Consider the following 24,050-nt stretch of genomic DNA (forward strand, 5'->3'; position numbering starts at 1 on the left):
CTAAAGGTACTTCAATGAGCGTTGTGGATGTCATTAAAGAGCAGATTGAATCCAATCCCATTCTTCTCTACATGAAAGGTACGCCGCGTTTCCCACAGTGCGGTTTTTCATCGCGCGCGACTGAAGCTTTGATGGCCTGTGGTGAGCGTTTTGCATTTGTGAATATTTTGGAACATCCGGATATTCGTGCCGAACTGCCTAAGTATGCGAATTGGCCGACTTTTCCACAGTTGTGGGTGAATGGAGAGCTGGTGGGTGGTTGCGACATTATCTGTGAAATGGCGGCAACCGGTGAGCTGGAAACCCTGATCAAAGCTGCGGCGGCTGCCGCGGGCGAGGCGGGCGCTGAGTAATTCCGGCGCGACACACCTGGCAAGCTCTGCTGCCAGGTGTTTTGCCCACTAGCGTGCCGCCATAATCCAATCCCAACCGCCAAGATCCTTCCAGCGATTCACCACTAAGCAGAAGAGTTCTGCTGTCTTCTCGGTATCGTAGATCGCGGAGTGTGCCTGACGCGCATCAAACTCTATCCCTGCCACTTCACAGGCCTTGGCCAGAACGGTTTGGCCGCAGGCTAATCCACCCAAGGTCGCCGTATCAAAGGTGGAAAAGGGGTGGAAGGGGTTGCGCTTGATCTGATTGCGTTCCGCTGCCTGACACACAAAACTGTGATCGAACGAGGCATTGTGTCCAACTAGGATGGCGCGTTTGCAGCCGTTGGCTTTAATCGCTTTACGGATAGGTTTAAAAATACTTTCCAGTGCCGTGGTTTCATCTTGCGCGGCACGTAAAGGGTTCCAAGGATCTATCCCGGTAAAAGCCAGTGCTGATTTCTCAAGATTAGCGCCTTCAAAGGGCAGGATATTGGCGCTGAAGGTTTGATCTGTGTGTAGATAACCTTCCTCATCCATCACCAGGGTAACGGCGGCAATTTCCAAAAGTGCATCGGTGTGAGGGTTAAAGCCGGCCGTTTCGACATCCACGACAACCGGTAGATAACCTCGAAAACGTTCCGCCATGAGAGTTTTAGCTGATGACTGTGACAAAAAAAATCCTTACTCTAGGGTGAAAACCTACCGTTATTCTATCAGTGACGGTCTTTGAAGCAAACGTGGGGCGTTTGATCTGCCGCACTCAAGCGAAACGGTTTCTGGCCGATAGGCTTTAAGTACTTAGTCTTCAGGATGTCTGACGCGCTTGATAAAACATCTTTTTCTTCGACTTCTTTTACCCTGTGTGTTGCTACAGAGTCTATCTCTGTCGGTTGCAGCGGTTGTTTTTCGTGCTGAAATCGATCAGTCACGTTGGGATACAGAGATGTCACCGTTTATCTGTCGGCTGAGTCAAACGATCCCGCGCTTTGGTGAAGCTGTGTTTCATCACGAAGCAGGTGAGCCTTTGGCATTTCACCTTCTGCCCACGCATAGCCAGCAGTTAAGTGGTCCTTTGTTGCTGGTGGCGGAGGCTGCACCCTGGCAACCTGGGCGCGCGCCTCAGGTCATCGGTGAAGTCCGTAGTCAATCCGGTCAGGTTGAAGTGCCGAGTGCGCAAGCGATCCAGATGCTGGCGGCGTTACAAAAAGGCTTACTTCCCACGTTTAGTGCGGGGCGTTGGTTTGGCACCCCCGAAGCGCTGAGTATTAGTATTTCGTCGGTCAACTTTCAATCGGCCTATGAAGATTATCTCGCCTGTGTGGCGCAGCTGCTGCCAGTGAATTACCGTCAGGTGGCACGTACAGCGGTACTTTTCCCTTCTGCTGAATATCGACTGTCCGATGCCACGCGTGAGCGTCTGGATTTGATCGCCTTGTATGTCAAAACTGATGAGTCAGTCCAACAGATTTTTGTAGACGGTCATTCGGATAATGTCGGGCGTCGTTTGTTAAATCGTGATCTCTCTATGCGACGAGCTGAGGAAGTCACTCGTTATCTGGTGTCCTTAGGGATAGATGAAGAGATGATCGTGACTCGTTATCATGGTGATCGTTATCCGGTGGTACCGAACAACACGGCAGAAAATCGTACTCGAAATCGTCGTGTGACGATTCGTTTAGAGCGTGAATAGCCGCCGGGTATGCGTTTCTGCTAAACTTTCGCCCTTGGTTTTTTAGCCTGTGTGCCGCTGCCCGCGGTGGGTAGCCGGTTTCAGTCATCTGGAGCATGAAATGTCCGAAATTAAAAAGGTCGTGCTGGCCTATTCCGGCGGCCTCGATACCTCTGTCATTGTTCGTTGGTTACAAGATACCTATCAGTGTGAAGTGGTCACCTTTACCGCCGATATCGGTCAGGGTGAAGAGGTGGAGCCTGCCCGCGCTAAGGCTGAAGCCCTCGGTGTCAAAGAGATTTATATCGAAGATCTACGTGAAGAGTTTGTCCGTGACTTCGTTTTCCCGATGTTCCGTGCTAACACCATCTATGAAGGTGAGTATTTGCTGGGAACCTCGATTGCACGTCCTTTGATTGCCAAGCGTTTGATCGAAATTGCCAATGAAACGGGCGCTGATGCGATTTCTCATGGTGCCACCGGTAAGGGTAATGATCAGGTACGCTTTGAGTTGGGTGCCTATGCTTTAAAACCCGGTGTGAAAGTGATTGCACCTTGGCGTGAGTGGGATCTGACGTCACGTGAGAAACTGATGCAGTATTGCGAAGAGCGCAATATTCCAGTGGATTTCAGCAACAAGAAAAAGAAATCCCCTTATTCTATGGATGCCAACCTGCTGCATATCTCCTATGAAGGCGGTGTGTTGGAAGAGCCTTGGGCGGAAGCTGAAGAGGATATGTGGCGTTGGAGTGTCAGCCCTGAGCAGGCACCCGATCAGGCCACTTACATCGAGCTGACCTACGAGAAGGGTGATATCGTTGCGATCAATGGTGAGCGCATGAGCCCAGCGACGGTGCTGGAGACCCTGAATAAGTTGGGTGGCGAAAACGGTATTGGTCGTTTGGATATCGTTGAGAACCGTTTTGTCGGCATGAAGTCACGCGGTTGTTATGAAACCCCGGGCGGAACCATCATGTTGCGTGCGCATCGTGCGATTGAATCCATCACCTTAGACCGTGAAGTGGCGCATCTAAAAGATGAGTTGATGCCACGCTATGCTAAGCTGATTTATAACGGCTTCTGGTGGTCAGAAGAGCGTAAAATGTTGCAGCAGATGATCGATTTCAGCCAGCGCCATGTAAATGGTGAAGTGCGTCTGAAGCTGTACAAAGGCAATGTGATCCTTGTGGGTCGTCGCTCCAGTAATAGCCTGTTTGATGAAAGTATTGCAACCTTCGAAGATGATGCAGGTTCATACAATCAGAAGGATGCCGAGGGCTTCATCAAATTGAATGCTCTACGCATGCGCATTGCAGCCAGCAAAGGGCGCAAGCTGATCGATTGATCACTGGCGTTGCAGTCACCGGCAGAGGGTCTCCTCTGCCTCATAAGACCGGATTATGGCGAGCCAATTCTCAGAGCTGTCGGTACTGATTGTTGAAAAAAACCTAGAGGATCTGGATCTGCTCCGGCAGATGTTGAATGCTCTGGGTTTTACCTCCATCCAGGTCGCCTCTTCAGTCAATATGGCGGTCAGCCTCTTACAAGAGATTTCGGTCGATCTCTGTTTTCTGGTTTATGATTTAGGTCCGCAGGATAAAAATGGTCTGCAGGTGATGCAGGAACTGCGTGCCGCTGGGCGGCGTTTATATTCGACTAGTTTTTTGCTGGTGGTTGATCCAGAACGCTCACGTCTACTCTTGGGTTCGCCCGAACATGCGCCAGATGCCTATATCTCCAAGCCTTATGATCAAGCTCGATTACGAACCCAGTTGGAAAAGCTCCAGCGTCTTAAGCAGGTACTCTCTCCGGTTGAACGTTTAATCGATGAGCGCCGTTGGCAAGAGGCCTTGGATCAATGTCAGCGTATTCAGCAGCAGTTTCCCGCCTTGAATGTGATGCTGATGCGTTTACGTGGCTTGATTTTACTGGAGCTGGAGAGTTTTGCTGAGGCGCGGGATCTATTTGAGCAGATTGCCAGAGTTCAAGATAAACCCTGGGTGAGGGTGGCGATTGGAATTGCCAGTTACCATCTGGCGGATTATCCGCGTGCGCGGCGTGAATTTACCCAGGTGATTGATGAACAACAGGTGTGTACAGAAGCCTTCACCTGGTTGGCGCGTTTGCATTGGATTCTCGGTGAACGTAATCAAGCGATCACACTTTTACGTAAAGCGGTGATGTTGCAACCGACAGTGCCCTTGTTGCATGCCGAGCTGGCTAACCGTGCCGCGATGTCGAATGAGTTACGCTTGGCGATGGAGGGGTTTCGCCAAGCGGTCAACTATGCGCGTTACTCGGCCTTTCAACACCCCGATTATTATTTTGGTTGGGTGCGTGTTTTACAGCAACAGATGGTGCAGAACTCAGGTCAGCAACCGGCCTTGGTAGAGGAAGCGGTGAGGGCATTAGAGAGTGCCGTACATGACTTTCTTGATGATCCGCAAATTCGTTTTCGCTCGCGTCTTATGGCATCTGAAATTTATCGTGCGCATGCGGAAGAGAAAAAAGCCGATTTTGCGGCACGTGATGCAATTGATCAGTTTTCGCGTTTAAATTTGGATGCGCAGCTTACACTTTTGGATCTGTTGGTCGATGGTTTAGATGCGAGCGTGATGGCCGATCAAGCGTTGAACTGGCGCGAGTCTGTGTCCAAACAGATGTCGAGTGTGGAGTGGGGCCGTGAAAATCTGAAAGGCATGTTGTCTTTTCGCAAAAAAGATGTGGATGAGGCTTTTCGGCAGTTTGAATTGGCTTGGTTAGCGGAACCGGGAAATCCGGGGGTTGGGTTGAATTTATTGCAAGCCGGCGTTGAGCTTTTGCGCCGTGAGCCCGACAATTCGGTTTTGCTGCGGCGTTGTGCAGAAGTGATTACATCGACGCAATATGGCGTGATGAGTCGGCGGCAACAGCAGCGCTATCAAGTGCTTTACCAGCGTTTCAACGAATTGGTAAGCCCCGCCGAGATTGCATAAGCCTTGGCAGGTGGCTAAAATTTCGCGTTTTCGCGGCTCAGGACCCTATGAAATCTCACAAGATTCTTCAGGCTCCGATACCCATGCGTTGGGTCGGACCTCTGCATATTACTGGTCAAACACTGAGTGAGAAAATCAGTGTGCCTTTGGCTACCTACGAAACACCCTTGTGGCATTCAGTCGGACGCGGAGCGCGTGTCTCGGCACTGACAGAAAAAGGGATCGTCACTCAGGTGATTGATGAGCGTATGACCCGCTCGGTGTTGCTGGAAGCTGAAGACGCCTGGGCGGCACATCAAGCGGTGGAAGCGATTAAAGCACGTTTGCCGGAGTTGAATCAGGTGGTCGCGGCCAGTAGTCGTTTTGCGCGTTTGATCGACATGCACAGCCAAATTGTGGCCAATCTGATCTATTTGCGTCTGGAATTCACAACCGGCGACGCATCGGGGCACAACATGGTGACTCATGCGGCCGATCGGCTTTTGCCTTGGATACTAGAGCAGTATCCACAGCTGCGTTACTCCTCCATCTCAGCTAATTATTGCTCCGATAAAAAGGCGACGGCGGTCAATGGCATTCTCGGACGCGGAAAATATGTGATCAGTGAGCTGACATTGTCGCGTGATCTCTGTGCGCGTAAGCTCAATACAACGCCGGAGAAGGTGGTTGATCTCAATATTAAAAAGAATTTGATCGGCACCCTTTTGGCCGGTGGGGTGCGCAGTGCGAATGCGCACTATGCCAATATGTTGCTCGCCTTTTATCTGGCCACGGGCCAGGATGCTGCCAATATTATCGAAGGTTCACAAGGCGTGGTGCATGCCGAGGTGCGCGGTGATGATCTTTATTTCTCCTGTACGCTGCCGAACCTGATTGTGGGGAGTGTAGGGAATGGTAAAGGCATTGCTTTTGTGGAAGAAAATCTCCGCCGCCTTGGATGCTTAGACGCCCGTGAGCCGGGCGCCAATGCCCGACGCTTAGCGGCCATCTGTGGCGCTACCGTGCTCTGTGGCGAGTTATCCTTGTTGGCAGCGCAGACCAATCCGGGTGAATTGATGGATGCACATCTGAGATTGGAGCGCTCATGATGGATTTGACCAATGAGCGTAAAATTGAACACATCCGTGTGATAGAACGGGATGCTGAAACCGATCGTAACGCTCGTTATTTCCAGTCCATACATCTGCTGCATCGGGCCTTACCACAGCTTGCCTTAGATGAGATCGATCCCGAAGTTGAGTTTCTTGGGAAGCGGTTGAGCTTTCCCTTACTGATCTCATCCATGACCGGAGGCGATCATGAGCTGGTGCGTCAGATCAATCGCAATTTAGCGGAAGCTGCACAGATCTGTCGTGTAGCGATGGGGGTGGGTTCACAGCGCGTCATGTTTACCCATCCTCAAGCCGAGGCAAGTTTTGCATTACGCCAGTGGGCACCGGATGCGGTGTTGATTGGCAATATTGGGGCTGTGCAGCTGAATTATGGTTTGGGCGAAGATGCACTCCAAGCTGCCATTGATGTGTTAGACGCAGATGCGCTCTTTATGCATCTGAACCCGCTCCAAGAGGCTGTGCAGCCAGAAGGCGATACCGATTTTCGTCATTTAGCCGAAAAGTTGGGTTTGCTGCAAAGCCGTTTACAGCGTCCTCTCATTTTGAAAGAGGTGGGGTCAGGTTTGTCGCCAGCGGATATTGCACTAGGTTTTGCTCAGGGGATCCGTTTCTTTGATCTGGCCGGTAGTGGAGGTACCTCTTGGAGTCGCATCGAACATCACCGTCGCACCGAAGCTTCAGGTGATCTGGGTTTGACCTTCCAAGATTGGGGAATTCCGACGCCCCTTGCACTGCGTCTCGCTGAACCCTGGATGGATGAAGCTGTGTTTATCGCCAGTGGCGGTATCAGAGATGGGATAGACATGGCCAAATCTGTTATACTCGGCGCCTCGCTTTGCGGGGTGGCGGCCCCCTTGTTACGCCCAGCCATGGAATCGGTTGAGGCCGTTGTAGACGCCATTGAGCGCTTGCGCCGAGAATTTATTACTGCGATGTTTCTGCTGGGTACACAGAATGTAGCCGGTTTGTTCAGGAACAAAGCGCTTATCCTAGAAGAGCGTTGAGGAAGTAAGCCGGATATGTCAGTGGGTATCGACGAAATCAGCTTTTATACGTCCAACTATTATCTGGACCTGAGAACGCTAGCGCAGCAACAGCAGACAGACCCTGAGAAGTACTATACCGGCATAGGCCAGGAAAAAATGGGCATGCCTGCGCCCGACGAAGATATCGTCACCATGGCTGCGAATGCCGCTCTACCCATTATTGAACGTATTGGGTCTGATACCATTTCCACGCTGCTATTTGCCACTGAAACGGGTATTGATCAATCCAAATCAGCTGGTGTGTATGTACATCGTTTGCTGGGTTTGCACTCTAATTGTCGTGTCGTTGAATTGAAACAAGCCTGTTACAGTGCCACGGCAGCTTTGCAGATGGCCTGTGCTTTAGTAGAGCGTCAACCTGAACGCAAGGTGCTGGTGATCGCGTCCGATATCGCACGCTATGAGCTGGGGACACCCGGTGAAGCCACTCAAGGATGCGGTGCGGTGGCCATGCTGATCAGTGCCGCCCCGCGCCTCTTGGAGATCTACCCAGAGGTGGGTAACTTTACAGACGATGTGATGGATTTCTGGCGTCCGAACTATCGTGCAACCGCACTCGTAGATGGTAAATACTCCACCAAAATCTATTTAAAAGCTTTGAAAAAGGCCTGGGAACATTTTGTTCAGGCGACTTCGGCAAGTTTCACTGATTTTGGGCGTTTCTGTTACCATCTGCCTTTTAGCCGCATGGCGCAGAAGGCGCATCAGCATCTGGCCAAGCTCAACCACACCGAACTCACACCTGTGGAAATTGAGCAGCAGATAGAAGATACCCTGCGTTACAACCAGATCATCGGTAACAGCTATACGGCATCTATGTATATTGGTTTGTGTTCTTTATTGGAGCATTGCCAAGAAAATCTGTCTGAACAAAAGATAGGTTTCTTCAGTTATGGCTCAGGCTGTGTTGCGGAGTTTTTTAGCGGGCGTGTCATGCCTGGCTACCAGCAGGCCCTACATCGCCAACGCCATGCACAGCTGCTCGAAGCCCGCCAGGCGGTGAGTTACGATGAGTATTTGCAACTCTGGCATCACCCTGATCCACAGCAGGGCGAAAGCCTGATGATTCCGCATACTACGCCGGGACGTTTTCGACTGGCGGCCATCTCCCACCATAAGCGTGAATATGTGATCTGCTGATGCGTGTCGCTCAGGCGCCCGGCAAAATTATTTTTTCGGGTGAGCATGCCGTGGTCTATGGCGTTCCCGCACTGGCCACGGCGGTAGATTTGCATGTGCGTATGCTGTGGTTAGAGATGCCGGACAGCTCGCTGAACTGGACGCATCTGCAGCACTCAGCCTGCCGCTATTCCTTGGAACAATTACGTCGCTTAAGCGCGCAACTCGATCAGCGTTATGCCGACTTTTCGGCAGGGCGTTTGCCGATTCAGCAGGTTTTAACCCATCCACATCAACTTCTTGCTTATAGTCTGGCACGGGCTGCTGAGGCGGCCGACTTGACCCGTTTAGGCGGATCGCTGCGTATTCATTCCGATCTTCCTTTAGGTGCGGGTATGGGCTCCTCGGCGGCTTTAATTGCTGCTGCCAGCTGTCTGTTGGCACCTAAACTGCCGCTCTCTGAGCGTATTGAATTGGTCTATCAGTGTGAGCGTTTACAGCACGGTCGTGGTAGTTATACCGATGCGGCGAGTGTGTGCCAGGGCGGCTGGAGTCGAGTGTGTGGTCAAGCGATTCAGAGCGTCCAGGGGCCATTATTGGATGCCCACTGGTATTGGATTTTTACCGGAGTGCCTGAGGCCACGACGGGGGAGTGTGTAGAGCAGGTGCGCTTAACCCACGCCCATTCAGAGATCTGGCAAGCTTTTCAACAGGTGGCTGAAGATCTTGCTTGTGCGCAACCCCAGGCTCTCGCTGAAGGCGTACGGCAAAACCAGCGTCTGCTCGAAGCTTTGCAGGTCGTGCCGGAAGCCGTCAGGGTTTGGGTGCGTAAAATTGAAGCTTTGGGGGGGGCGGCAAAGATCTCCGGTGCAGGCAGTATACGCGGTGACGCCGCGGGTCTGCTTCTTGCCTGGATGCCTGAGCACACTCCGGCTGATCTTAACCTACCCTCTGAATATCGCTGGGGTGTTTTACAACAGGAGACGCAGGGTGCGCAGGCCTTCAACCTTTAAAATATCCGCACCGGGCAGCTTGATGCTGAGTGGTGAACATGCTGTCTTACAGGGTGAATTGGCACTTGTCGCCGCTGTAGATGCGCGTATACATCTGCATTGGACGGTACGTGGTGATCGTCAAATTCATATTCATAGTGCATTAGCTGAGTATCAAGGCTCTTTGGATGCTTTGCCGCCTGAGCCGGCATTAAGTTTTGTGCTGGCTGCGCTCACTGCACGTTTGTCGGAACTGCCCTGTGGCCTGGACTTACAGATAGCGTCAGAGTTCTCACATGAGCAGGGATTGGGCTCTTCGGCGGCCGTGGTGGCGGCGATGCAGCTGGGTCTGCAGGTTTTTTTGGGTGAAGAAATCGCCTTAGATCGCGCTTTCGAGCAAGGCTTAAAAACCATTCACCAAGTGCAGGCAGGGCGCGGATCTGGCAGTGATTTGGCGGCCAGTCTGTATGGAGGGCTGGTGGCCTATCGTATGCAACCGCGTCAGATCGAGAGGCTTGCAGGACAGATACCGTTGAGCTTGGTCTTTTCTGGATACAAAATGAAAACGCCTGATGTTCTGCGTTGGGTGGAGAAGCGTTGGCAGACTCAGCCTGATCTACTGGCGGCACTTTATCGTTTGATGGGGCAGACCAGTGAAGCGATGGCTGACGCCTTACGTCAAGAGGACTGGATAACACTGGGCCAGTTGATGAACACCTATCAAGGCTTGATGGATGCTTTGGGAGTGAATGATGCGACCCTGTCTGAAATTATCTATCGTGCGCGTGCTTTGCCCGCGATCCTCGGTGCTAAGATCTCCGGCTCCGGGCTGGGAGATTGTGTCCTGCTGTTGGGTGAGTTAGCCCCTCAGGTGCTGGCACCCTATAGTCAACTATCTGTGCGTGTATCGCCACGTGGAACTGAAGTAGGAGAAGTCGATGCATCTGCGTGAACAACTCAGTGGTCAAACGCAAAGTCCGGGTGTCTTAGCCTCGGGTTCACATTTTGCGCCGAGTAATATTGCGCTCTGCAAATACTGGGGTAAACGTGATGCCGCCTTAAACCTGCCGATCAACCCCTCTTTGTCGGTATCGCTTGGACATCTGGGTACTCAAACGCAGCTGACACCCATCGATGCTGCCGCGGATGAAGTTTGGCTCAATGGGGTACCGCAAGCGCCGAGTAGCCAGTTCAGCACACGTTTGCTCAGGCTCTTGGAGCGCTTGCGTTTCCCTGAAGAACCCAAATTACGTATCGACACGCATAACAGCATTCCAACGGCAGCGGGGTTGGCGTCCTCCGCGTCCGGTTTTGCTGCCTTGGCACGCGCTTTAAACGAAAGTTTTCAATTGCAGTTGTCAGACGCGCGGCTTTCGGTGCTCGCGCGCTTGGGAAGTGGCAGTGCTTGTCGTTCGATCTTTCATGGTTTTGTGGAGTGGCAGATGGGGCAGCGCAGTGATGGTCTGGATTCCCATGCCATCCCTTGGCCGCACACCTGGCCACAACTCTGTATCGGGTTGTTAAAAGTAGATGCTTCGGTGAAGGCGGTGGATTCGCGCAGTGGCATGCAAAGGACTTTGGAGACGGCACATCTCTACCAGAGTTGGCCTGCACAAGCGGCTGCGGATCTACAAGCCTTGCGTCAGGCCATCGCCGAGCAGGATTTTGCCCTGCTCGGTGCACGTGCTGAACATAATGCCTTGTCGATGCATGCCACTATGATCGCCTCCTGGCCACCGCTGCTCTATTGGCAGCCGGATTCTTTGCAGGCAATGCAGAAAGTTTGGCAGTTACGTCAGCAGGGATTACCGCTTTTCTTCACCATGGATGCGGGGCCTAATCTTAAGCTGTTATTCGAAGCGCAGAATCGTCAGCAGGTGGAAGCAGCTTTTCCCGATTTAGAGATTTTGCAGCCTTTTGTGGATGAGATCTGATCGTATCGGATTTCCGCTGACACGCCAGCAGCGTGATACGCCCCAGGGCATTGAGCTGACCTACTGGCTAGCCGGTATTGAGCAGGCATTTGCGGTACAGATTCCGGCTCAGGAAGCGGTGTTTTTTGTGTGTCAAAAAGATCTAGAGACGATCCAGACGCTGTTACAAGGCCTGCCTGATTATTATCTCAAGCCGCTGGCGCTCAAGGATCTGCGTGCACGTCCGGTGGCCGGTCTGTATAGCCGTAGTTTAAAAACCTGGCGCGCCGCGCGTGAACGATTGCAGCTGGCCGGTATTGCGATGATGGAAGAGGATATTCGTCCCGTTGATCGTTATCTGACGGAGCGCTTTATTTTTTCCGGTGCGCAGGCGGTGCAGACCCCACAAGGCTTGGGCCTGCGTGCGATCCCTTTTCGACCTAAGTTTCGTTATGTCTCGCTCGATATCGAAACGCGCTTGCACAGCCAAGAGGTGTTGTCGATCGCCTTGCATACACCCGACCTGGAGAAAGTGCTGCTACAGGGGCGTATCTCCACTTTGCCTTATGTTGAGCATTGTGCCGATGAGAAAGCACTTCTGCTGAGCCTGCAAGCTTGGATTCAACATTTGGATCCAGATTTGATTATCGGTTGGAACCTCATTGAGTTTGATCTCAAAGTCCTGCTAGCGCGTGCTAAAAAGTGCGGAGTGACGCTGCGTTTAGGTCGTGATGAGCAAGCCTTGCGCCTAGAGTTAGCCGAGTCAGGGCGCGCGTTTGCACGTCTTTCTGGACGGGTGGCACTGGATGGTATTGCGTTGCTGAAATCGGCCACCTGGCAGTTTGCAAGCTTTAGCCTTGAATCTGTGGCGCAAGCCTTGCTTGGGCGCGGTAAAGCGATTCAGGTTAAGCAGGAGAGAGGGCGTGAAATTCAGCGTCTGTATGAAGAAGACCCAGATGCGTTGGTAGCCTATAACCTGGAAGATACCCGTTTAGTCAGCGATATTTTTGCCCAGACGGAACTGATCGATTTTTTGATTGAGCGCAGCGGTTTGACCGGCTTGCCTTTGGATAAGATGGGAGGTTCGGCCCAAGCGTTTGATAATCTTTATCTACCCTCTTTGCATCGTTCGGGATATGTTGCGCCTGAGTATGCTTCCGGTTTGCACACTGAGCAGGTGCCCGGCGGGTTTGTGATGGAGTCGCGGCCAGGACTCTATCAACATATATTGGTTCTAGATTTTAAAAGCCTGTATCCGAGTATCATTCGTACCTTTTTGATCGATCCTTTAGGGCTGTGTTTGGCCGAGGAGGGGGCTGAAGATCCGGTTCCCGGTTTTTTAGGGGCTCAGTTTGCACGTCAGGGGCATCTATTGCCGCAGTTGATCGAGCGTCTCTGGCAAGCACGTGATGAGGCTAAGCGTCAGAATAAGTCGGCCCTGTCGCAAGCGATCAAGATACAGATGAATGCCTGTTATGGGGTGTTGGGATCGCATCTATGTCGTTTTTTTGATCAACGCTTGTCCGCCTCCATCACCTTACGGGGTCATCAAATCCTTACCGAAACAGCGGATTATTTACAGGATACCTTGGGCTATCCGGTGATTTATGGTGACACGGATTCTGTTTTTGTTTGGTTACAACAGACATTGGAGGCTGAGGAGGCAGAAGCCTTGGGGCGGTCTTTAGCTGAGCGTCTAACGCAATGGTGGCAAGCTAGGTTATTGCAGCAGTGGGGACTGAATTCGGCATTAGAGTTGGAGTATGAAGCGCATTATGAACGCTTTTTAATGCCTAAAATGCGTCATTCTGAACAGGGCAGCAAAAAACGCTATGCCGGTTTAAAGGTCTCAGCTTCGGGGCAGAAACACCTGGTGTTTAAAGGATTGGAGCAGGTGCGGAGTGATTGGACACCCTTGGCGCGCCAGTTTCAACAAACGCTGTTTGAGCGCGTATTTACCGATCAACCCTGGTTGGAATGGTTACAAGAGACGGTGATGCAGCTGCTTTCTGGTGAAAGCGATGCGCTGTTGATTTATCAACGTCGGTTACGCCGCCCGCCTGAAGCCTATGTCAAAAGTCGTCCGCCTCATGTGCGTGCTGCACGCTGCTTAAATGCCTACTATCAAAGCCAAGGTTGGCCGCTTTTAACTCAAGGTGATTCGATCGGTTATTTGATTACCTTGCAGGGCGCTGAACCTGCCGAGCTCAGGCAGTCTCCCATCGATTATCAACACTATTTGGATAAACAACTCAGGCCGGTGGCGGATACACTCTTGCCGTTTTTGGGCACTTCATTTGATGAGTGTATCCAGCCGCAGTTGAGCCTGTTTTAGTCGATCAGGAAAATGACGAGACGTCTGGGACCATGAGCGCCCATTTGCAGTTTCTGCTCGATATCCGCACTTCGTGAAGGGCCGGTAATCATATTCACTGTCCGTGGCCAGTTTTCACCGACCTGTGTACGCAGCTTATTCCATGCTTCTTCATAAACCCCGACCAGGTCGACACGGCGCAGAATCAGGAGATGATTGTCAGGCAGGAAGTTTAATGAAGTTGGACTGTCTGGGTGTGAGTAAAGCATCAGTGTGCCGGTTTCGGCGATACCGGCAAACGCCAAGGTCAGGCTGGCGAGATCACCGGCTTGAGCCACACCTTCACGGCGCAAAACGCCTTGCGTGCTTGACCAATCCAGTGCTTGCAGCTCAGGATCGCTGGCCAGTACCAGCTCCTCAATCCCTTTTTCCTGTAACCACAGGGCTGCGGCTTGCGGCACTTCCTGGATCCGTGTCAACTCGATAATTTCAGCAGAGGCTTCCTGAGCCATGCTGATAAAGAGTTGTTGTAAGGCTTCCCCCGACAGCTGGCCGCGCGCAGGAATTAAGTTGGGTGCTTTGGCGTTCAGACGCTGTTCCACGGCGGCGCGCTCAGCGGCGGAGGCTTGGCGGCGTCCTAAACCACGTTGGATGCTGGCAAAAATATCAGCTCGACTCATGAGTTATGTCCTGTTTTGTTGCGGGCCTGCCACTGTTGCATAAAGGTTTTACCACTGGGGGCTGGCATATCACGCATCTGTGTCCAAGCCTGGCCGAATGGCAGTTTTTCAATACGCTGCTTTTTGCCCGCGAGTGAGCGCAGGCTGAGGTTGCTGATGCGACTGAGCAGGCGGTAAAGGCTCGGACGTTTAGCAAAAAAGGCCCAAATACCTAGGCCCCAGCGAGCGGCTTGTGGGGTTAGGTGGCGCTCAAACTCATTTTTACGCCAATGACGCATGAGTTTAGGCAGAGGAATTCGCACGGGGCAGACTTCTTCACATTTGCCACAGAAGGTTGAAGCGTTGGGTAGGAGAGCAGCCTGTTCAATACCAATCATTTGTGGCGTGAGAACTGAGCCCATCGGTCCTGGATAGACCCAGCCATAGGCATGGCCCCCGATCGCGCCATACACTGGGCAGTGATTCATACATGCGGCACAGCGAATACAGCGCAGCATCTCTTGTAATTCACCACCGAGCATGTCACTGCGACCATTATCCACCAGCACTACATGGAAGGCTTCAGGGCCATCCTGATCGCCTAGGCGCTTGGTGCCGCTGGAAAGGGTGTTATAGACAGTGAATTCTTGCCCGGTTGCCGAACGTGCCAATAAGCGCAGAAACAACGACATATCTTCCAGTGTCGGCACGACCTTCTCGATGGAGCTGACAACAATGTGTGTCTTGGGCAGGGTTTGCGTGAGGTCACCATTGCCTTCGTTCGTCACGATCAGAGTAGACCCTGTTTCGGCGACGAGGAAATTCGCGCCCGTGATGCCGACATCGGCGACCACAAACTTCTCGCGCAGTGTCTCACGTGCTTCTTGCATCAAGACGGCGGCATCCATGGATTTCGGCTTGTGATGATGCTGATGGAAGGTTTCGGAAACATCTTCCAGATTGAGATGGATCGCTGGAGCAATGATATGGCTGGGATGATCACCGCGCAGCTGTAAAATGTACTCCCCTAAATCTGTTTCCACCGGTTGAATGCCATGGGCTTCAAGGTGTGCGTTGAGATTGATCTCTTCGCTGACCATGGACTTGCCCTTGGTCACCGTTTTGGCACCGGCTTCTTGGCAGAGTCGCAGGATGGTTTGGCGTGCGTCTTCGGCAGTGCGGCACCAGTGGACCTGCCCGCCTTGTTTAATCACATTGGCTTCAAAGATTTCTAAATAGAGATCGAGATGCTGCAAAATATGATTTTTCAGATCACGGGCCTGATCACGTAAGGCATCAAATTCCGGCATACGCGCGACGGCTTTCGCACGCTTGTCTGGAAAACCGGTTTTCACATTGCCTAGTGCTTTTTGTAGGCCGACATCGGTTAACGCGATGCGAGCATTTTGTTTGAATTCAGGACTACGAATTTGCATGAAAACTCCTCTCAATCTGGCATTCAGGCTGGATAAGCCAGGGAGGCATCCGCGGCTTGCCCTAGGGCAGGTTGCGCGAACTCATCGGCTAGAATTTCGACAACATGGCGAACGGCAACCCGACGCCCTTCACGAGATAGTTTACCGGCCATATTTAATAAACAACCGAGGTCGCCTCCGAGCAGGAGCTCAGCACCCGTTTGGTGGACGGACTCGGCCTTATTGCTGACCATGCGATTGGAAATATCTGGGTACTTCACACAGAAGGTGCCACCAAAACCGCAACAGGTTTCGGCATCCTCCATTTCCGTCAGTGTCAGGCCTGGAATCTGTGCCAGGAGTTGACGGGGTTGCTGCTTGATTTTCAGTTCACGTAAACCCGAGCAAGAGTCGTGATAGGTCACCTGTCCCTGAAAGCGACTTTGGATCTGAGTGAAGTCGCGTACATCTACCAGAAAGCTGGTGATTTCAAATGCACGTGCCTTTAAGTCCAAGGCGCGTTGCTTCCAAGGATCCCTCTCCTCGAAGAGTTCAGGGTAGTGATGCAACATGCCGATACAGGAACCGGAAGGCCCTACAACATATTCGTAATCCGCAAAAGCGGCAATGGTTTGCTTGGCGAGTGCCGCCGCATTTTTGTTGTCACCTGAGTTAAATGCAGGTTGGCCGCAGCAGGTTTGTTGTGAAGGGACTTCGACACGGCAACCCGCGAGCTCTAGAAGTTTGATACTGGCAAAAGCGACTTCTGGACGATACAGATCGGCCAGGCAGGTAACAAAAAAGCCGACAAGGGGCTGAGTGCTGGGTTCTTTCACAGTGCTATCCTGAAAAAAGAGTCAATAAAACCTGCATGACACAGGTGAATAGCATCAAGATAGGTAAGAATCCGACTAAAATAAATAAAACCGTAAAACTGGTCTGACCAAGATGCCGCTGAATTTTGCAAACTTCTCCCCCCAGGATCAGGGGTTAAGCCAAGCCTTAACCCAATTCCTGCAGCAACAGATCCTGTTCGGTCATCTAGTGCCGGGCGAATTATTGCCGTCACAGCGCCACCTCTCCGCTGCGCTGCAGATCTCGCGAGCGAGTGTGCGTGAAGCCTTGCAGCAGCTGGAACAGCAGGGAGTGATTACGACGCGCCCGGGTGGGCGCAGTCAGGTGAATAATCTACTCAGCCAATCCTGGCAGTTGGGGCGTAGTGGGATGGGTTCAAGTGCTCAGTCCACCTTGCAGATGTTAGAAGTGCGTGCTTTTTTGGAGGGCGAGAGTGCTTATTACGCCGCCTTGCGGGCGACACCTGAAGAGCGTCAGGCCTTGGCTCTGGAGTATGAAGCGATGCGTGAGCGTAGCCAGGGACAATCGACTCTGGCTAAGGCCAAGGCCGATCTGCGTTTTCATCTGATGATCGCGAATGCCAGCCATCATCTGTTGATTATCTCTTTTAGCCAGTTGTTCTATGAACAGTTTTTCAGTCTGATTCATGCCACCTTGTCGATCACCCTGAAGCGTTATGGGCGTTATCCCGATGGGATCGCCGCGCAGCATGAAAAAATCCACCGGGCAATTCAGCAGGGAGAGGCTCAGATCGCACGTGAAGTGGCCCGCGAGCATATTCTCTATACTCGCGGGTTAATCGAAGCGGCTTTAAAAGCCGGGCCGCAATGAGTGCTAGGCTCTCGACCCTGGGTTTTAGATCTCAGGTACTAGGCGCTTAAATCTTGCGCGGGGGCCTGTTGGACGTAACGCGAGAAAGCGCTGAGAACGGCTTGCAGTGCTGCGGCCGAGGTGTCTTCTGCTCGAGTGATTGCGGCATAATTCTCGTCCTGGATTTGCAGAGCAATACAGGCTTGCGCTTGAGCATCGGTGCCTTGCGTCAAGGCGCTTTCATCAAAATGAATGACTTGTATCGACACCGCGTAGCGTTTCTCCAGCGCATGCACTAAGGCCTCAACGGCCCCTGTGCCCTGGCCTTGCAAAGGAGGTAACTGCCCGGCAACCTTGAACACGCCTTGAACACAACCTGCCTCGGTATGCAGATCATACGCTTGTAACTGCCAGGCTTCGGCCAAATGACTGAAATGTTGATCAAACAAGGCTTTAATCTGCAATGAAGTGATTTCACTGCCACTCTTCTCTGAAGCTTTTTGCACGACACGGCTGACTTCACTCTGCATCCATTTGGGTAAGCAGATGCCATAGTCGCGTTCCAAAATTAAGGCCACACCGCCTTTTCCGCTCTGGCTGTTGATGCGCACAACCGCTTCATACTCACGCCCAATATCACGCGGATCAATCGGTAGATAGGCCACTTCCCAATGGTTTAAGTGATGCTGTTCGTGGTAGCTGATGGATTTGCGAATGGCATCCTGATGGCTACCGGAAAAAGCGGTATAGACCAGTTCTCCGGCCCAAGGGTGCCGTGCGGCAACCGGTAATTCCGTGCAGTACTCCACGACTTCGATAATCTCTTTGATATTCGAAAAGTCCAATTTAGGATCGATGCCCTGGGAGTAGAGATTCATTCCGGCGGTAACGATATCCATGTTGCCCGTACGCTCACCATTTCCCAATAAAGTCCCTTCTAAACGATCTGCACCGGCCATCAAGCCCAGTTCGGCTGCGGCCACGCCACAACCTCGATCATTGTGTGTATGTAGGCTGATAATCACATCCGAGCGCTGGCGCAGATTGCGACAAAAATACTCCACCTGATCCGCAAACACATTGGGTGTCGACATCTCGACCGTGGCCGGTAAATTGATGATGACCCGACGCCCTGTTTCCGGTTGCCATTCTGCGATGACGGCATCACAGACCTCCACGGCATACTCCATCTCGGTGCCGGTGAAGCTTTCAGGCGAGTACTGGAAGCCCCATTCTGTTTGGGGATAGGCTTCTGCATACTCTCGTACCCACTTGGCACCCTGAACCGCTATGGCTTTGATGCCGTCACGGTCTAAGCCAAATACCTGCTCACGTTGGACTTTGGAGGTGGAGTTATAGACATGCACAATCGCTTTTTTAGCACCCTCTAAGGCTTCATAAGAACGTGCAATCAACTCTTCGCGCGCCTGCGTCAGAATCTGGATGGTGACATCCTCTGGAATCAACTCTTCTGTGATCAATTTGCGCACAAAATCGAAGTCGGGCTGTGAGGCCGAGGGGAAACCGACTTCGATCTCCTTGAAGCCCATCTTCACCAATAAACTGAACATGCGTGTTTTTTGTTCAACATTCATGGGGTTGATCAAGGCCTGGTTGCCGTCACGCAGATCTACGCTGCACCAGAGAGGCGCTTGCGTGATCTGTTGATCGGGCCAAGTGCGGTCAGTTAAACGTATCGGAGTAAAGGGTCGATACTTGCGATGATCAAACATGATGAAATCCTACTCAATTGGGGGCGACCATGACGGCGATTTGCTTGAGATAAGTCTAGGAGAAAGTGTGCGCAATAGGCTTGCGAGTTATGCATTTAAATGCTTAATTTAGCAATTAAAGTAAAGGTTAATTGAAATTTTCTTTATAAATATTGCGGAAAATGTTCGGGGGGTGAAATGGGTGTTGAATTAGATCGATATGATATGCGGATTTTGCAGGCCTTGCAGCAGGATGCCTCCCTCTCCAATCAGGAGTTAGCTGATCGTATTGGTTTGACACCGGCACCCTGCTCAAGACGTGTGAAGCATCTGGAAGAGGCCGGGGTGATCGATCGTTATGTCGCACGCGTGAATGAGCGCAAGGTTGGGTTAAATCTGATTGCGATGCTGCATATTAGTATGGATAAACATATACCCGAACGTTTTGAAACGTTTGAAGCCGCGATCGCGAATATACCGGAAGTGATGGAGTGTTATTTAATCACCGGGCACGATGCGGATTATCAGTTAAAAGTCGCCGTCCGAGATATGGATGCCTATCAAGAGATTCTGTTAGGCAAAATTACGCGTATTAGTGGTGTCTCGGGGGTTAAATCCTCTTTTATTATGCGCAAGGTGGTGGATACGACGGCGGTACCCTTGGGTTAGCTATGCCTTGCAATTGGCGAAACGGTGCAAGGGTCTGTATAATCTGCGATCCGCTGTACTTGGTTTGTACGGCTTTTTCTTTTCCAGCATTCATATAATGCTTATGTGGCCTGTCGTAGGGGCCACCACTAAGATAAGGATTCAGCATGCCTGTAATTACCCTTCCAGACGGTAGCGTTCGTCAATTTGATCATGCCGTGAGTGTATTCGATGTCGCGGCCGACATAGGGACTGGACTGGCGAAAGCCGCTCTAGCCGGTAAAGTGAATGGTCAGTTGGTGGACACCAGTTATATCCTGGATGAAGACGCTCAGTTATCGATTATCACGGCGCGTGATGAAGAGGGCATAGAGGTGATTCGTCACTCTTGCGCGCACTTGATGGCAATGGCTGTACAGGATCTGTTTCCGGGTGCTCAGGTGACCATCGGGCCCGTGATAGAAAATGGGTTCTACTATGATTTTGCCTATGAGCGTCCCTTTACCCCGGAAGATTTGGAAAAGATCGAAGCGCGCATGAATGAGTTGTCCAAGCAGAATCTGCCTGTGCAACGTTCAGTGATGAGTCGCGATGAAGCGATCGCACTCTTTGAAGAGATGGGTGAGTCTTACAAGGTCGAGATCATCAGTGATATCCCGAGTGATCAACCGCTTTCTTTCTACCAGCAGGGCGAGTTTATTGATCTCTGCCGAGGCCCGCACGTCCCCTCTACAGGCCATATCAAAGCGTTTAAGTTGATGAAGGTGGCGGGCGCTTACTGGCGTGGCAACTCAGAGAATGAGATGTTGCAGCGCATCTACGGAACTGCTTGGGGCGATAAGAAGGATTTAAAGGAATATCTGTTCCGTTTGGAAGAAGCGGAAAAGCGTGACCATCGTAAGCTGGGTAAGGCTTTACATCTGTTCCATATGCAGGAAGAAGCACCGGGTATGGTGTTTTGGCATCCGAATGGTTGGACAGTGTATCAGCAGATTGAGCAGTACATGCGCGGTAAACAGCGTACGCATGGATATCAAGAGATTAAAACTCCGATGGTGGTCGAGCGCACACTTTGGGAGAAATCCGGTCATTGGGATAAATTCCATGACGAAATGTTTACGACGAATTCAGAAAGTCGCGATTTTGCGGTGAAGCCGATGAACTGCCCTTGCCATGTGCAGGTCTTTAACCAAGGTTTGCGCTCTTATCGTGATCTGCCTTTGCGTTTGGCGGAGTTCGGTTCGTGTCACCGTAATGAACCTTCGGGCGCCCTGCATGGCATCATGCGTGTGCGTGGTTTTGTTCAGGATGATGCGCATATCTTCTGTGCCGAAGCCTCTATTCAGCAGGAAGTTGCCGACTTTATCGATTTCTTGCATGAAGTCTACCGTGATTTTGGTTTTGATAACGTCATCTACAAGCTTTCTACGCGCCCGGAAAAGCGTGTAGGTTCCGATGAAAGCTGGGATAAAGCGGAAAAAGCCTTAGCGGATGCATTGGATGCGGCGGGCTTGGATTGGGAAGAGCTGCCAGGTGAGGGCGCATTTTATGGGCCTAAAATCGAGTTTTCTCTGAAGGATTGCCTGGGGCGTGTTTGGCAGTGTGGCACCATCCAAGTAGATTTCTCTATGCCGGGACGTCTCGGTGCTCAGTTTGTGAACGAAGCGGGTGAGCGTGAAGTGCCGGTGATGTTGCATCGTGCGATTTTGGGTTCCTTTGAGCGGTTTATCGGTATTTTAATTGAACACTACGCTGGGGCTTTGCCGACTTGGTTAGCACCCACGCAGGTGGCCATTATGAACATTACCGACAAACAAGCGGATTTCTGTACGCAGATCACAGAAAAACTCGAAGAAGTCGGGATTCGTACGCATCTGGACTTGAGAAACGAGAAGATCGGCTTTAAAATCCGCGAGCACACTTTACAAAAAATACCTTACCTGCTTGTGGTAGGGGATAAAGAAGTAGAATCCGGTTCCGTTGCAGTGCGCACGCGCTCCGGTAAGGATCTGGGCGTTCTCTCCGTTGACGATCTGATCAGCCATCTTCAGGCTGAGATCGCACGCAAATCAGCCCAGGCATAATAAGACTCGTCAGGAGATAGGATTATCAGGCGTGAAACTAAGCGTGGTGGCCGTGGTCCGCTGCCACCCATCAATGAGAATATTCGTGCATCGCAGCTGCGTTTGATCGGCGCTGACGGTGCTCAGGTAGGAATTGTCAGTATTGAAGAGGCGCTTGAGATCGCTCAAGCAGCTGAACTTGACCTAGTTCAGATCTCGGAATCCGATCCCATCGTCTGTAAGGTGATGGATTACGGAAAACATCAGTACGAGTTGAAAAAGAAAGCAAATGAAGCCAAGAAGAAACAGGCTCAGATGCAGGTCAAGGAAATCAAATTCCGTCCCGGTACGGAAGAAGGGGATTATCAGGTAAAACTACGCAACCTGATACGTTTCCTTGAAGGCGGGGACAAAGCCAAGGTAACCCTTAGGTTCCGAGGCCGTGAGATGGCTCACCAAGAGCTGGGCATGCAACTGCTGGAGCGGATCGAACAAGATCTTGCCGAAGTCGGAATTGTTGAACAGCGTCCAAAAATGGAAGGCCGTCAAATGGTCATGGTGGTTGCCCCGAAAAAGAAATAGTTCTCTGAACACCACTTCCCGCGTATTGATTGCCTCGGCACTCGATGCGTGGGATTTGTTGTATTCAGCTAGAGCTGATTAAACAAACGAATGCGTGGAGAAAGACATGCCTAAGATTAAAACTGTCCGCGGTGCGGCAAAGCGTTTCAAAAAAACTGCGAATGGCATCAAGCATAAGCAGGCCTTCAAAAGTCACATTCTGACCAAGAAAACTACTAAGCGTAAGCGTCAGCTGCGTCCTATGGCTCAGTTGGATGCCAGCGATGTGAAGTTGGTTAAGCGCATGCTGCCAACTCTGTAAGTTTGTCTTGTAAGAATTTGTAAATTATTAAGAAGGAAATGCTATGCCTCGCGTAAAACGTGGTGTTGTGGCGCGTCGTCGTCATAAAAAAATTCTGAAGTTGGCTAAAGGTTACTACGGTGCCCGCAGTCGTGTGTTCCGTGTGGCCAAGCAGGCTGTCATCAAAGCGGGTCAATACGCTTACCGTGACCGCCGTCAACGCAAGCGCCAGTTCCGTGCTCTGTGGATCGCGCGTATCAACGCTGCGGCTCGCATCAATGGTCTATCTTACAGCCGTTTCATTTCTGGCCTGAAAAAAGCCAACATTGAAATCGACCGTAAAGTCCTGGCGGATCTGGCTGTTCACCAGCAGAATGCATTCGCAGCTGTTGTTGAGAAAGCTAAAGCAGCTTTGGCATAAGCCAACACCCGCCTATAGGTAGGTAATTGACTGACTCAGATGGGGGAAGGGTGCAAGCTCTTCCCCTATTTTTATGATGGGGAAACGTGATGGACAATCTTCAAGAGCTCCTGGCACAGGGTCAGGCAGCGGCTGAACAGGCGCAGGATATTAAAGCGCTGGATGAGGTGCGTGTTCAGTATCTGGGTAAGAAAGGTGAGCTTACCCAGCTATTGAAAGGACTGGGTAAATTGTCGGCAGAAGAACGTCCGGCAGCGGGCGCCAAAATCAACGAAGCTAAGGATGCTTTGCAAGCGGTTTTGGATGCGCGCAAAACCCTGTTGGAAAGCGCGGCCTTAAATGCTCAGTTAGCAGCAGAGCGGGTGGATGTCACTTTACCGGGTCGTGGTCAAACGCCTGGAGGCCTACACCCCGTGACACGCACGCTTGAACGTATTGAGGCGTTTTTTGCCAGTATTGGTTATCAAGTCGCCGAAGGCCCTGAGATCGAAGATGATTACCATAACTTTGAAGCCTTGAATATTCCGGCGCATCATCCTGCACGCGCCATGCACGATACCTTCTATTTTGATGCCCATACACTTTTGCGTACCCATACCTCACCTGTGCAGGTACGTACGATGGAAACTCAGCAACCGCCGATCCGCATTATTTGTCCGGGTCGTGTCTATCGCTGTGATTATGATCAAACCCACTCGCCCATGTTTCATCAGGTTGAGGGCTTGTTGATCGATAAGAACATCAGCTTTGCGGATCTCAAGGGCACTCTGGAGCAGTTCCTGCGTGAGTTTTTTGAGGAAGACGTTAAGGTGCGTTTCCGTCCTTCTTATTTTCCATTCACTGAACCTTCTATTGAAGTGGATATCGACCGTGGTGATGGTCGTTGGTTGGAAGTTTTGGGTTGTGGCATGGTTCACCCTAAAGTCTTTGAATACTCAGGTATCGATCCAGAAGAGTACACAGGCTTTGCTTTTGGTATGGGAGTTGAGCGTTTGGCGATGCTACGCTACGGCGTGAATGACCTGCGCTTGTTCTTTGAAAACGATCTGCGTTTCTTAGGTCAGTTCAACTAAGCGCCTTGCGCATCTCAC

Annotated in this window: 23 protein-coding genes; 18 read left to right on the forward strand and 5 right to left on the reverse strand. The window is 51.5% G+C overall.

Annotated features, from left to right (window positions below; genetic code table 11):
• The first annotated feature begins 14 nt into the window (after positions 1 to 14).
• The gene (gene grxD / locus E1H14_RS06020; RefSeq protein ID WP_149390559.1) at positions 15 to 353 is read left to right on the forward strand and encodes a Grx4 family monothiol glutaredoxin; all 339 of its coding nucleotides are present in this window, start codon (positions 15 to 17) and stop codon (positions 351 to 353) included.
• Between the two features lie 48 nt (positions 354 to 401).
• Here grxD and rnt read toward each other — a convergent pair whose 3' ends face one another.
• Positions 402 to 1,019, reverse strand: a complete 618-nt coding sequence (gene rnt / locus E1H14_RS06025; protein WP_235017410.1) for a ribonuclease T — start codon at positions 1,017 to 1,019, stop codon at positions 402 to 404.
• Positions 1,020 to 1,197: 178 nt separating this feature from the next.
• Here rnt and E1H14_RS06030 point away from each other — a divergent pair, with 178 nt between their 5' ends.
• The 10 genes from E1H14_RS06030 (at position 1,198) to E1H14_RS06075 (ending at position 13,535) form a co-directional block, all read left to right on the forward strand.
• Entirely contained in the window at positions 1,198 to 2,064 is an 867-nt protein-coding gene (locus E1H14_RS06030; RefSeq protein WP_235017400.1) for a flagellar protein MotY, read from the forward strand.
• 100 nt (positions 2,065 to 2,164) lie between these two features.
• On the forward strand, positions 2,165 to 3,388 hold the full coding sequence (locus E1H14_RS06035) for an argininosuccinate synthase (RefSeq protein ID WP_149390561.1): 1,224 nt from the start codon (positions 2,165 to 2,167) through the stop codon (positions 3,386 to 3,388).
• Positions 3,389 to 3,443: 55 nt separating this feature from the next.
• A complete protein-coding gene (locus E1H14_RS06040; RefSeq protein WP_149390562.1) occupies positions 3,444 to 5,018 on the forward strand; it encodes a tetratricopeptide repeat protein in 1,575 nt (524 codons plus the stop codon).
• A 47-nt stretch (positions 5,019 to 5,065) separates the two neighbouring features.
• On the forward strand, positions 5,066 to 6,106 hold the full coding sequence (locus tag E1H14_RS06045) for a hydroxymethylglutaryl-CoA reductase (protein WP_149390563.1): 1,041 nt from the start codon (positions 5,066 to 5,068) through the stop codon (positions 6,104 to 6,106).
• Positions 6,103 to 7,134: a type 2 isopentenyl-diphosphate Delta-isomerase gene (gene fni / locus E1H14_RS06050; protein ID WP_200834046.1), complete on the forward strand. Its 1,032-nt coding sequence runs from the start codon at positions 6,103 to 6,105 to the stop codon at positions 7,132 to 7,134. Before E1H14_RS06045 ends, fni begins: the two co-directional genes overlap by 4 nt.
• 15 nt (positions 7,135 to 7,149) lie before the next feature.
• Complete coding sequence (locus tag E1H14_RS06055) at positions 7,150 to 8,316, forward strand: hydroxymethylglutaryl-CoA synthase (protein WP_149390564.1); 1,167 nt, start codon at positions 7,150 to 7,152, stop codon at positions 8,314 to 8,316.
• A complete protein-coding gene (locus E1H14_RS06060; protein ID WP_149390565.1) occupies positions 8,316 to 9,308 on the forward strand; it encodes a mevalonate kinase family protein in 993 nt (330 codons plus the stop codon). Before E1H14_RS06055 ends, E1H14_RS06060 begins: the two co-directional genes overlap by 1 nt.
• Complete coding sequence (locus tag E1H14_RS06065) at positions 9,286 to 10,239, forward strand: mevalonate kinase family protein (RefSeq protein WP_235017401.1); 954 nt, start codon at positions 9,286 to 9,288, stop codon at positions 10,237 to 10,239. The genes E1H14_RS06060 and E1H14_RS06065 overlap by 23 nt, the downstream gene beginning before the upstream one ends.
• A complete protein-coding gene (gene mvaD, locus E1H14_RS06070) occupies positions 10,226 to 11,221 on the forward strand; it encodes a diphosphomevalonate decarboxylase (RefSeq protein WP_149390566.1) in 996 nt (331 codons plus the stop codon). Before E1H14_RS06065 ends, mvaD begins: the two co-directional genes overlap by 14 nt.
• Positions 11,211 to 13,535, forward strand: a complete 2,325-nt coding sequence (locus tag E1H14_RS06075; RefSeq protein WP_149390567.1) for a DNA polymerase II — start codon at positions 11,211 to 11,213, stop codon at positions 13,533 to 13,535. The genes mvaD and E1H14_RS06075 overlap by 11 nt, the downstream gene beginning before the upstream one ends.
• Here the strand turns inward: E1H14_RS06075 and E1H14_RS06080 are convergent.
• The 3 genes from E1H14_RS06080 to E1H14_RS06090 are packed head-to-tail and all read right to left on the reverse strand — an operon-like array spanning position 13,532 to position 16,424.
• Positions 13,532 to 14,194, reverse strand: coding sequence for a LutC/YkgG family protein (locus E1H14_RS06080; RefSeq protein WP_149390568.1), 663 nt, complete (start codon positions 14,192 to 14,194; stop codon positions 13,532 to 13,534). The two genes, E1H14_RS06075 and E1H14_RS06080, sit on opposite strands and share 4 nt — an antisense overlap.
• Positions 14,191 to 15,609, reverse strand: coding sequence for a LutB/LldF family L-lactate oxidation iron-sulfur protein (locus E1H14_RS06085; protein ID WP_149390569.1), 1,419 nt, complete (start codon positions 15,607 to 15,609; stop codon positions 14,191 to 14,193). Before E1H14_RS06085 ends, E1H14_RS06080 begins: the two co-directional genes overlap by 4 nt.
• A 23-nt stretch (positions 15,610 to 15,632) precedes the next feature.
• Positions 15,633 to 16,424: a (Fe-S)-binding protein gene (locus E1H14_RS06090; RefSeq protein ID WP_149390570.1), complete on the reverse strand. Its 792-nt coding sequence runs from the start codon at positions 16,422 to 16,424 to the stop codon at positions 15,633 to 15,635.
• 112 nt (positions 16,425 to 16,536) lie between these two features.
• Between E1H14_RS06090 and E1H14_RS06095 the strand changes: the two genes are divergently transcribed.
• On the forward strand, positions 16,537 to 17,274 hold the full coding sequence (locus E1H14_RS06095; protein ID WP_149390571.1) for a FadR/GntR family transcriptional regulator: 738 nt from the start codon (positions 16,537 to 16,539) through the stop codon (positions 17,272 to 17,274).
• 38 nt (positions 17,275 to 17,312) lie between these two features.
• Here the strand turns inward: E1H14_RS06095 and leuA are convergent, their stop codons facing one another.
• Positions 17,313 to 18,986, reverse strand: a complete 1,674-nt coding sequence (leuA, locus tag E1H14_RS06100; RefSeq protein ID WP_200834047.1) for a 2-isopropylmalate synthase — start codon at positions 18,984 to 18,986, stop codon at positions 17,313 to 17,315.
• A 177-nt stretch (positions 18,987 to 19,163) separates the two neighbouring features.
• Here leuA and E1H14_RS06105 point away from each other — a divergent pair, with 177 nt between their 5' ends.
• The 6 genes from E1H14_RS06105 (at position 19,164) to pheS (ending at position 24,032) form a co-directional block, all read left to right on the forward strand.
• Positions 19,164 to 19,634, forward strand: a complete 471-nt coding sequence (locus tag E1H14_RS06105; protein ID WP_149390573.1) for an Lrp/AsnC family transcriptional regulator — start codon at positions 19,164 to 19,166, stop codon at positions 19,632 to 19,634.
• Between the two features lie 146 nt (positions 19,635 to 19,780).
• Complete coding sequence (gene thrS / locus E1H14_RS06110; RefSeq protein ID WP_149390574.1) at positions 19,781 to 21,697, forward strand: threonine--tRNA ligase; 1,917 nt, start codon at positions 19,781 to 19,783, stop codon at positions 21,695 to 21,697.
• A gap of 69 nt (positions 21,698 to 21,766) precedes the next feature.
• Entirely contained in the window at positions 21,767 to 22,258 is a 492-nt protein-coding gene (gene infC / locus E1H14_RS06115) for a translation initiation factor IF-3 (protein ID WP_200834056.1), read from the forward strand.
• Positions 22,259 to 22,364: 106 nt separating this feature from the next.
• Positions 22,365 to 22,559, forward strand: a complete 195-nt coding sequence (gene rpmI / locus E1H14_RS06120) for a 50S ribosomal protein L35 (RefSeq protein WP_149390576.1) — start codon at positions 22,365 to 22,367, stop codon at positions 22,557 to 22,559.
• Between the two features lie 43 nt (positions 22,560 to 22,602).
• Positions 22,603 to 22,959 carry a 50S ribosomal protein L20 gene (gene rplT / locus E1H14_RS06125; RefSeq protein WP_149390577.1) on the forward strand — a complete coding sequence of 119 codons (357 nt, stop codon included), beginning with the start codon at positions 22,603 to 22,605 and terminating at the stop codon, positions 22,957 to 22,959.
• A gap of 89 nt (positions 22,960 to 23,048) precedes the next feature.
• Positions 23,049 to 24,032: a phenylalanine--tRNA ligase subunit alpha gene (pheS, locus tag E1H14_RS06130; RefSeq protein WP_149390578.1), complete on the forward strand. Its 984-nt coding sequence runs from the start codon at positions 23,049 to 23,051 to the stop codon at positions 24,030 to 24,032.
• Positions 24,033 to 24,050: the final 18 nt, after the last annotated feature.

This window comes from Nitrincola tapanii (assembly GCF_008368715.1).
GTDB classification, from domain to species: Bacteria; Pseudomonadota; Gammaproteobacteria; order Pseudomonadales; family Balneatricaceae; genus Nitrincola; species Nitrincola tapanii.

Bases quoted from the DNA above. Each gene is read 5' to 3' on its own strand.
- E1H14_RS06080 (WP_149390568.1), bottom strand. From the start codon at position 14,194: ATGAGTCGAGCTGATATTTTTGCCAGCATCCAACGTGGTTTAGGACGC.
- E1H14_RS06055 (WP_149390564.1), top strand. From the start codon at position 7,150: ATGTCAGTGGGTATCGACGAAATCAGCTTTTATACGTCCAACTATTAT.
- grxD (WP_149390559.1), top strand. From the start codon at position 15: ATGAGCGTTGTGGATGTCATTAAAGAGCAGATTGAATCCAATCCCATT.
- E1H14_RS06085 (WP_149390569.1), bottom strand. From the start codon at position 15,609: ATGCAAATTCGTAGTCCTGAATTCAAACAAAATGCTCGCATCGCGTTA.
- rnt (WP_235017410.1), bottom strand. From the start codon at position 1,019: ATGGCGGAACGTTTTCGAGGTTATCTACCGGTTGTCGTGGATGTCGAA.
- E1H14_RS06035 (WP_149390561.1), top strand. From the start codon at position 2,165: ATGTCCGAAATTAAAAAGGTCGTGCTGGCCTATTCCGGCGGCCTCGAT.
- pheS (WP_149390578.1), top strand. From the start codon at position 23,049: ATGGACAATCTTCAAGAGCTCCTGGCACAGGGTCAGGCAGCGGCTGAA.
- E1H14_RS06040 (WP_149390562.1), top strand. From the start codon at position 3,444: ATGGCGAGCCAATTCTCAGAGCTGTCGGTACTGATTGTTGAAAAAAAC.
- E1H14_RS06095 (WP_149390571.1), top strand. From the start codon at position 16,537: ATGCCGCTGAATTTTGCAAACTTCTCCCCCCAGGATCAGGGGTTAAGC.
- rpmI (WP_149390576.1), top strand. From the start codon at position 22,365: ATGCCTAAGATTAAAACTGTCCGCGGTGCGGCAAAGCGTTTCAAAAAA.
- E1H14_RS06075 (WP_149390567.1), top strand. From the start codon at position 11,211: ATGAGATCTGATCGTATCGGATTTCCGCTGACACGCCAGCAGCGTGAT.
- E1H14_RS06060 (WP_149390565.1), top strand. From the start codon at position 8,316: ATGCGTGTCGCTCAGGCGCCCGGCAAAATTATTTTTTCGGGTGAGCAT.
- thrS (WP_149390574.1), top strand. From the start codon at position 19,781: ATGCCTGTAATTACCCTTCCAGACGGTAGCGTTCGTCAATTTGATCAT.
- E1H14_RS06105 (WP_149390573.1), top strand. From the start codon at position 19,164: ATGGGTGTTGAATTAGATCGATATGATATGCGGATTTTGCAGGCCTTG.
- fni (WP_200834046.1), top strand. From the start codon at position 6,103: ATGATGGATTTGACCAATGAGCGTAAAATTGAACACATCCGTGTGATA.
- rplT (WP_149390577.1), top strand. From the start codon at position 22,603: ATGCCTCGCGTAAAACGTGGTGTTGTGGCGCGTCGTCGTCATAAAAAA.
- mvaD (WP_149390566.1), top strand. From the start codon at position 10,226: ATGCATCTGCGTGAACAACTCAGTGGTCAAACGCAAAGTCCGGGTGTC.
- leuA (WP_200834047.1), bottom strand. From the start codon at position 18,986: ATGTTTGATCATCGCAAGTATCGACCCTTTACTCCGATACGTTTAACT.
- E1H14_RS06045 (WP_149390563.1), top strand. From the start codon at position 5,066: ATGAAATCTCACAAGATTCTTCAGGCTCCGATACCCATGCGTTGGGTC.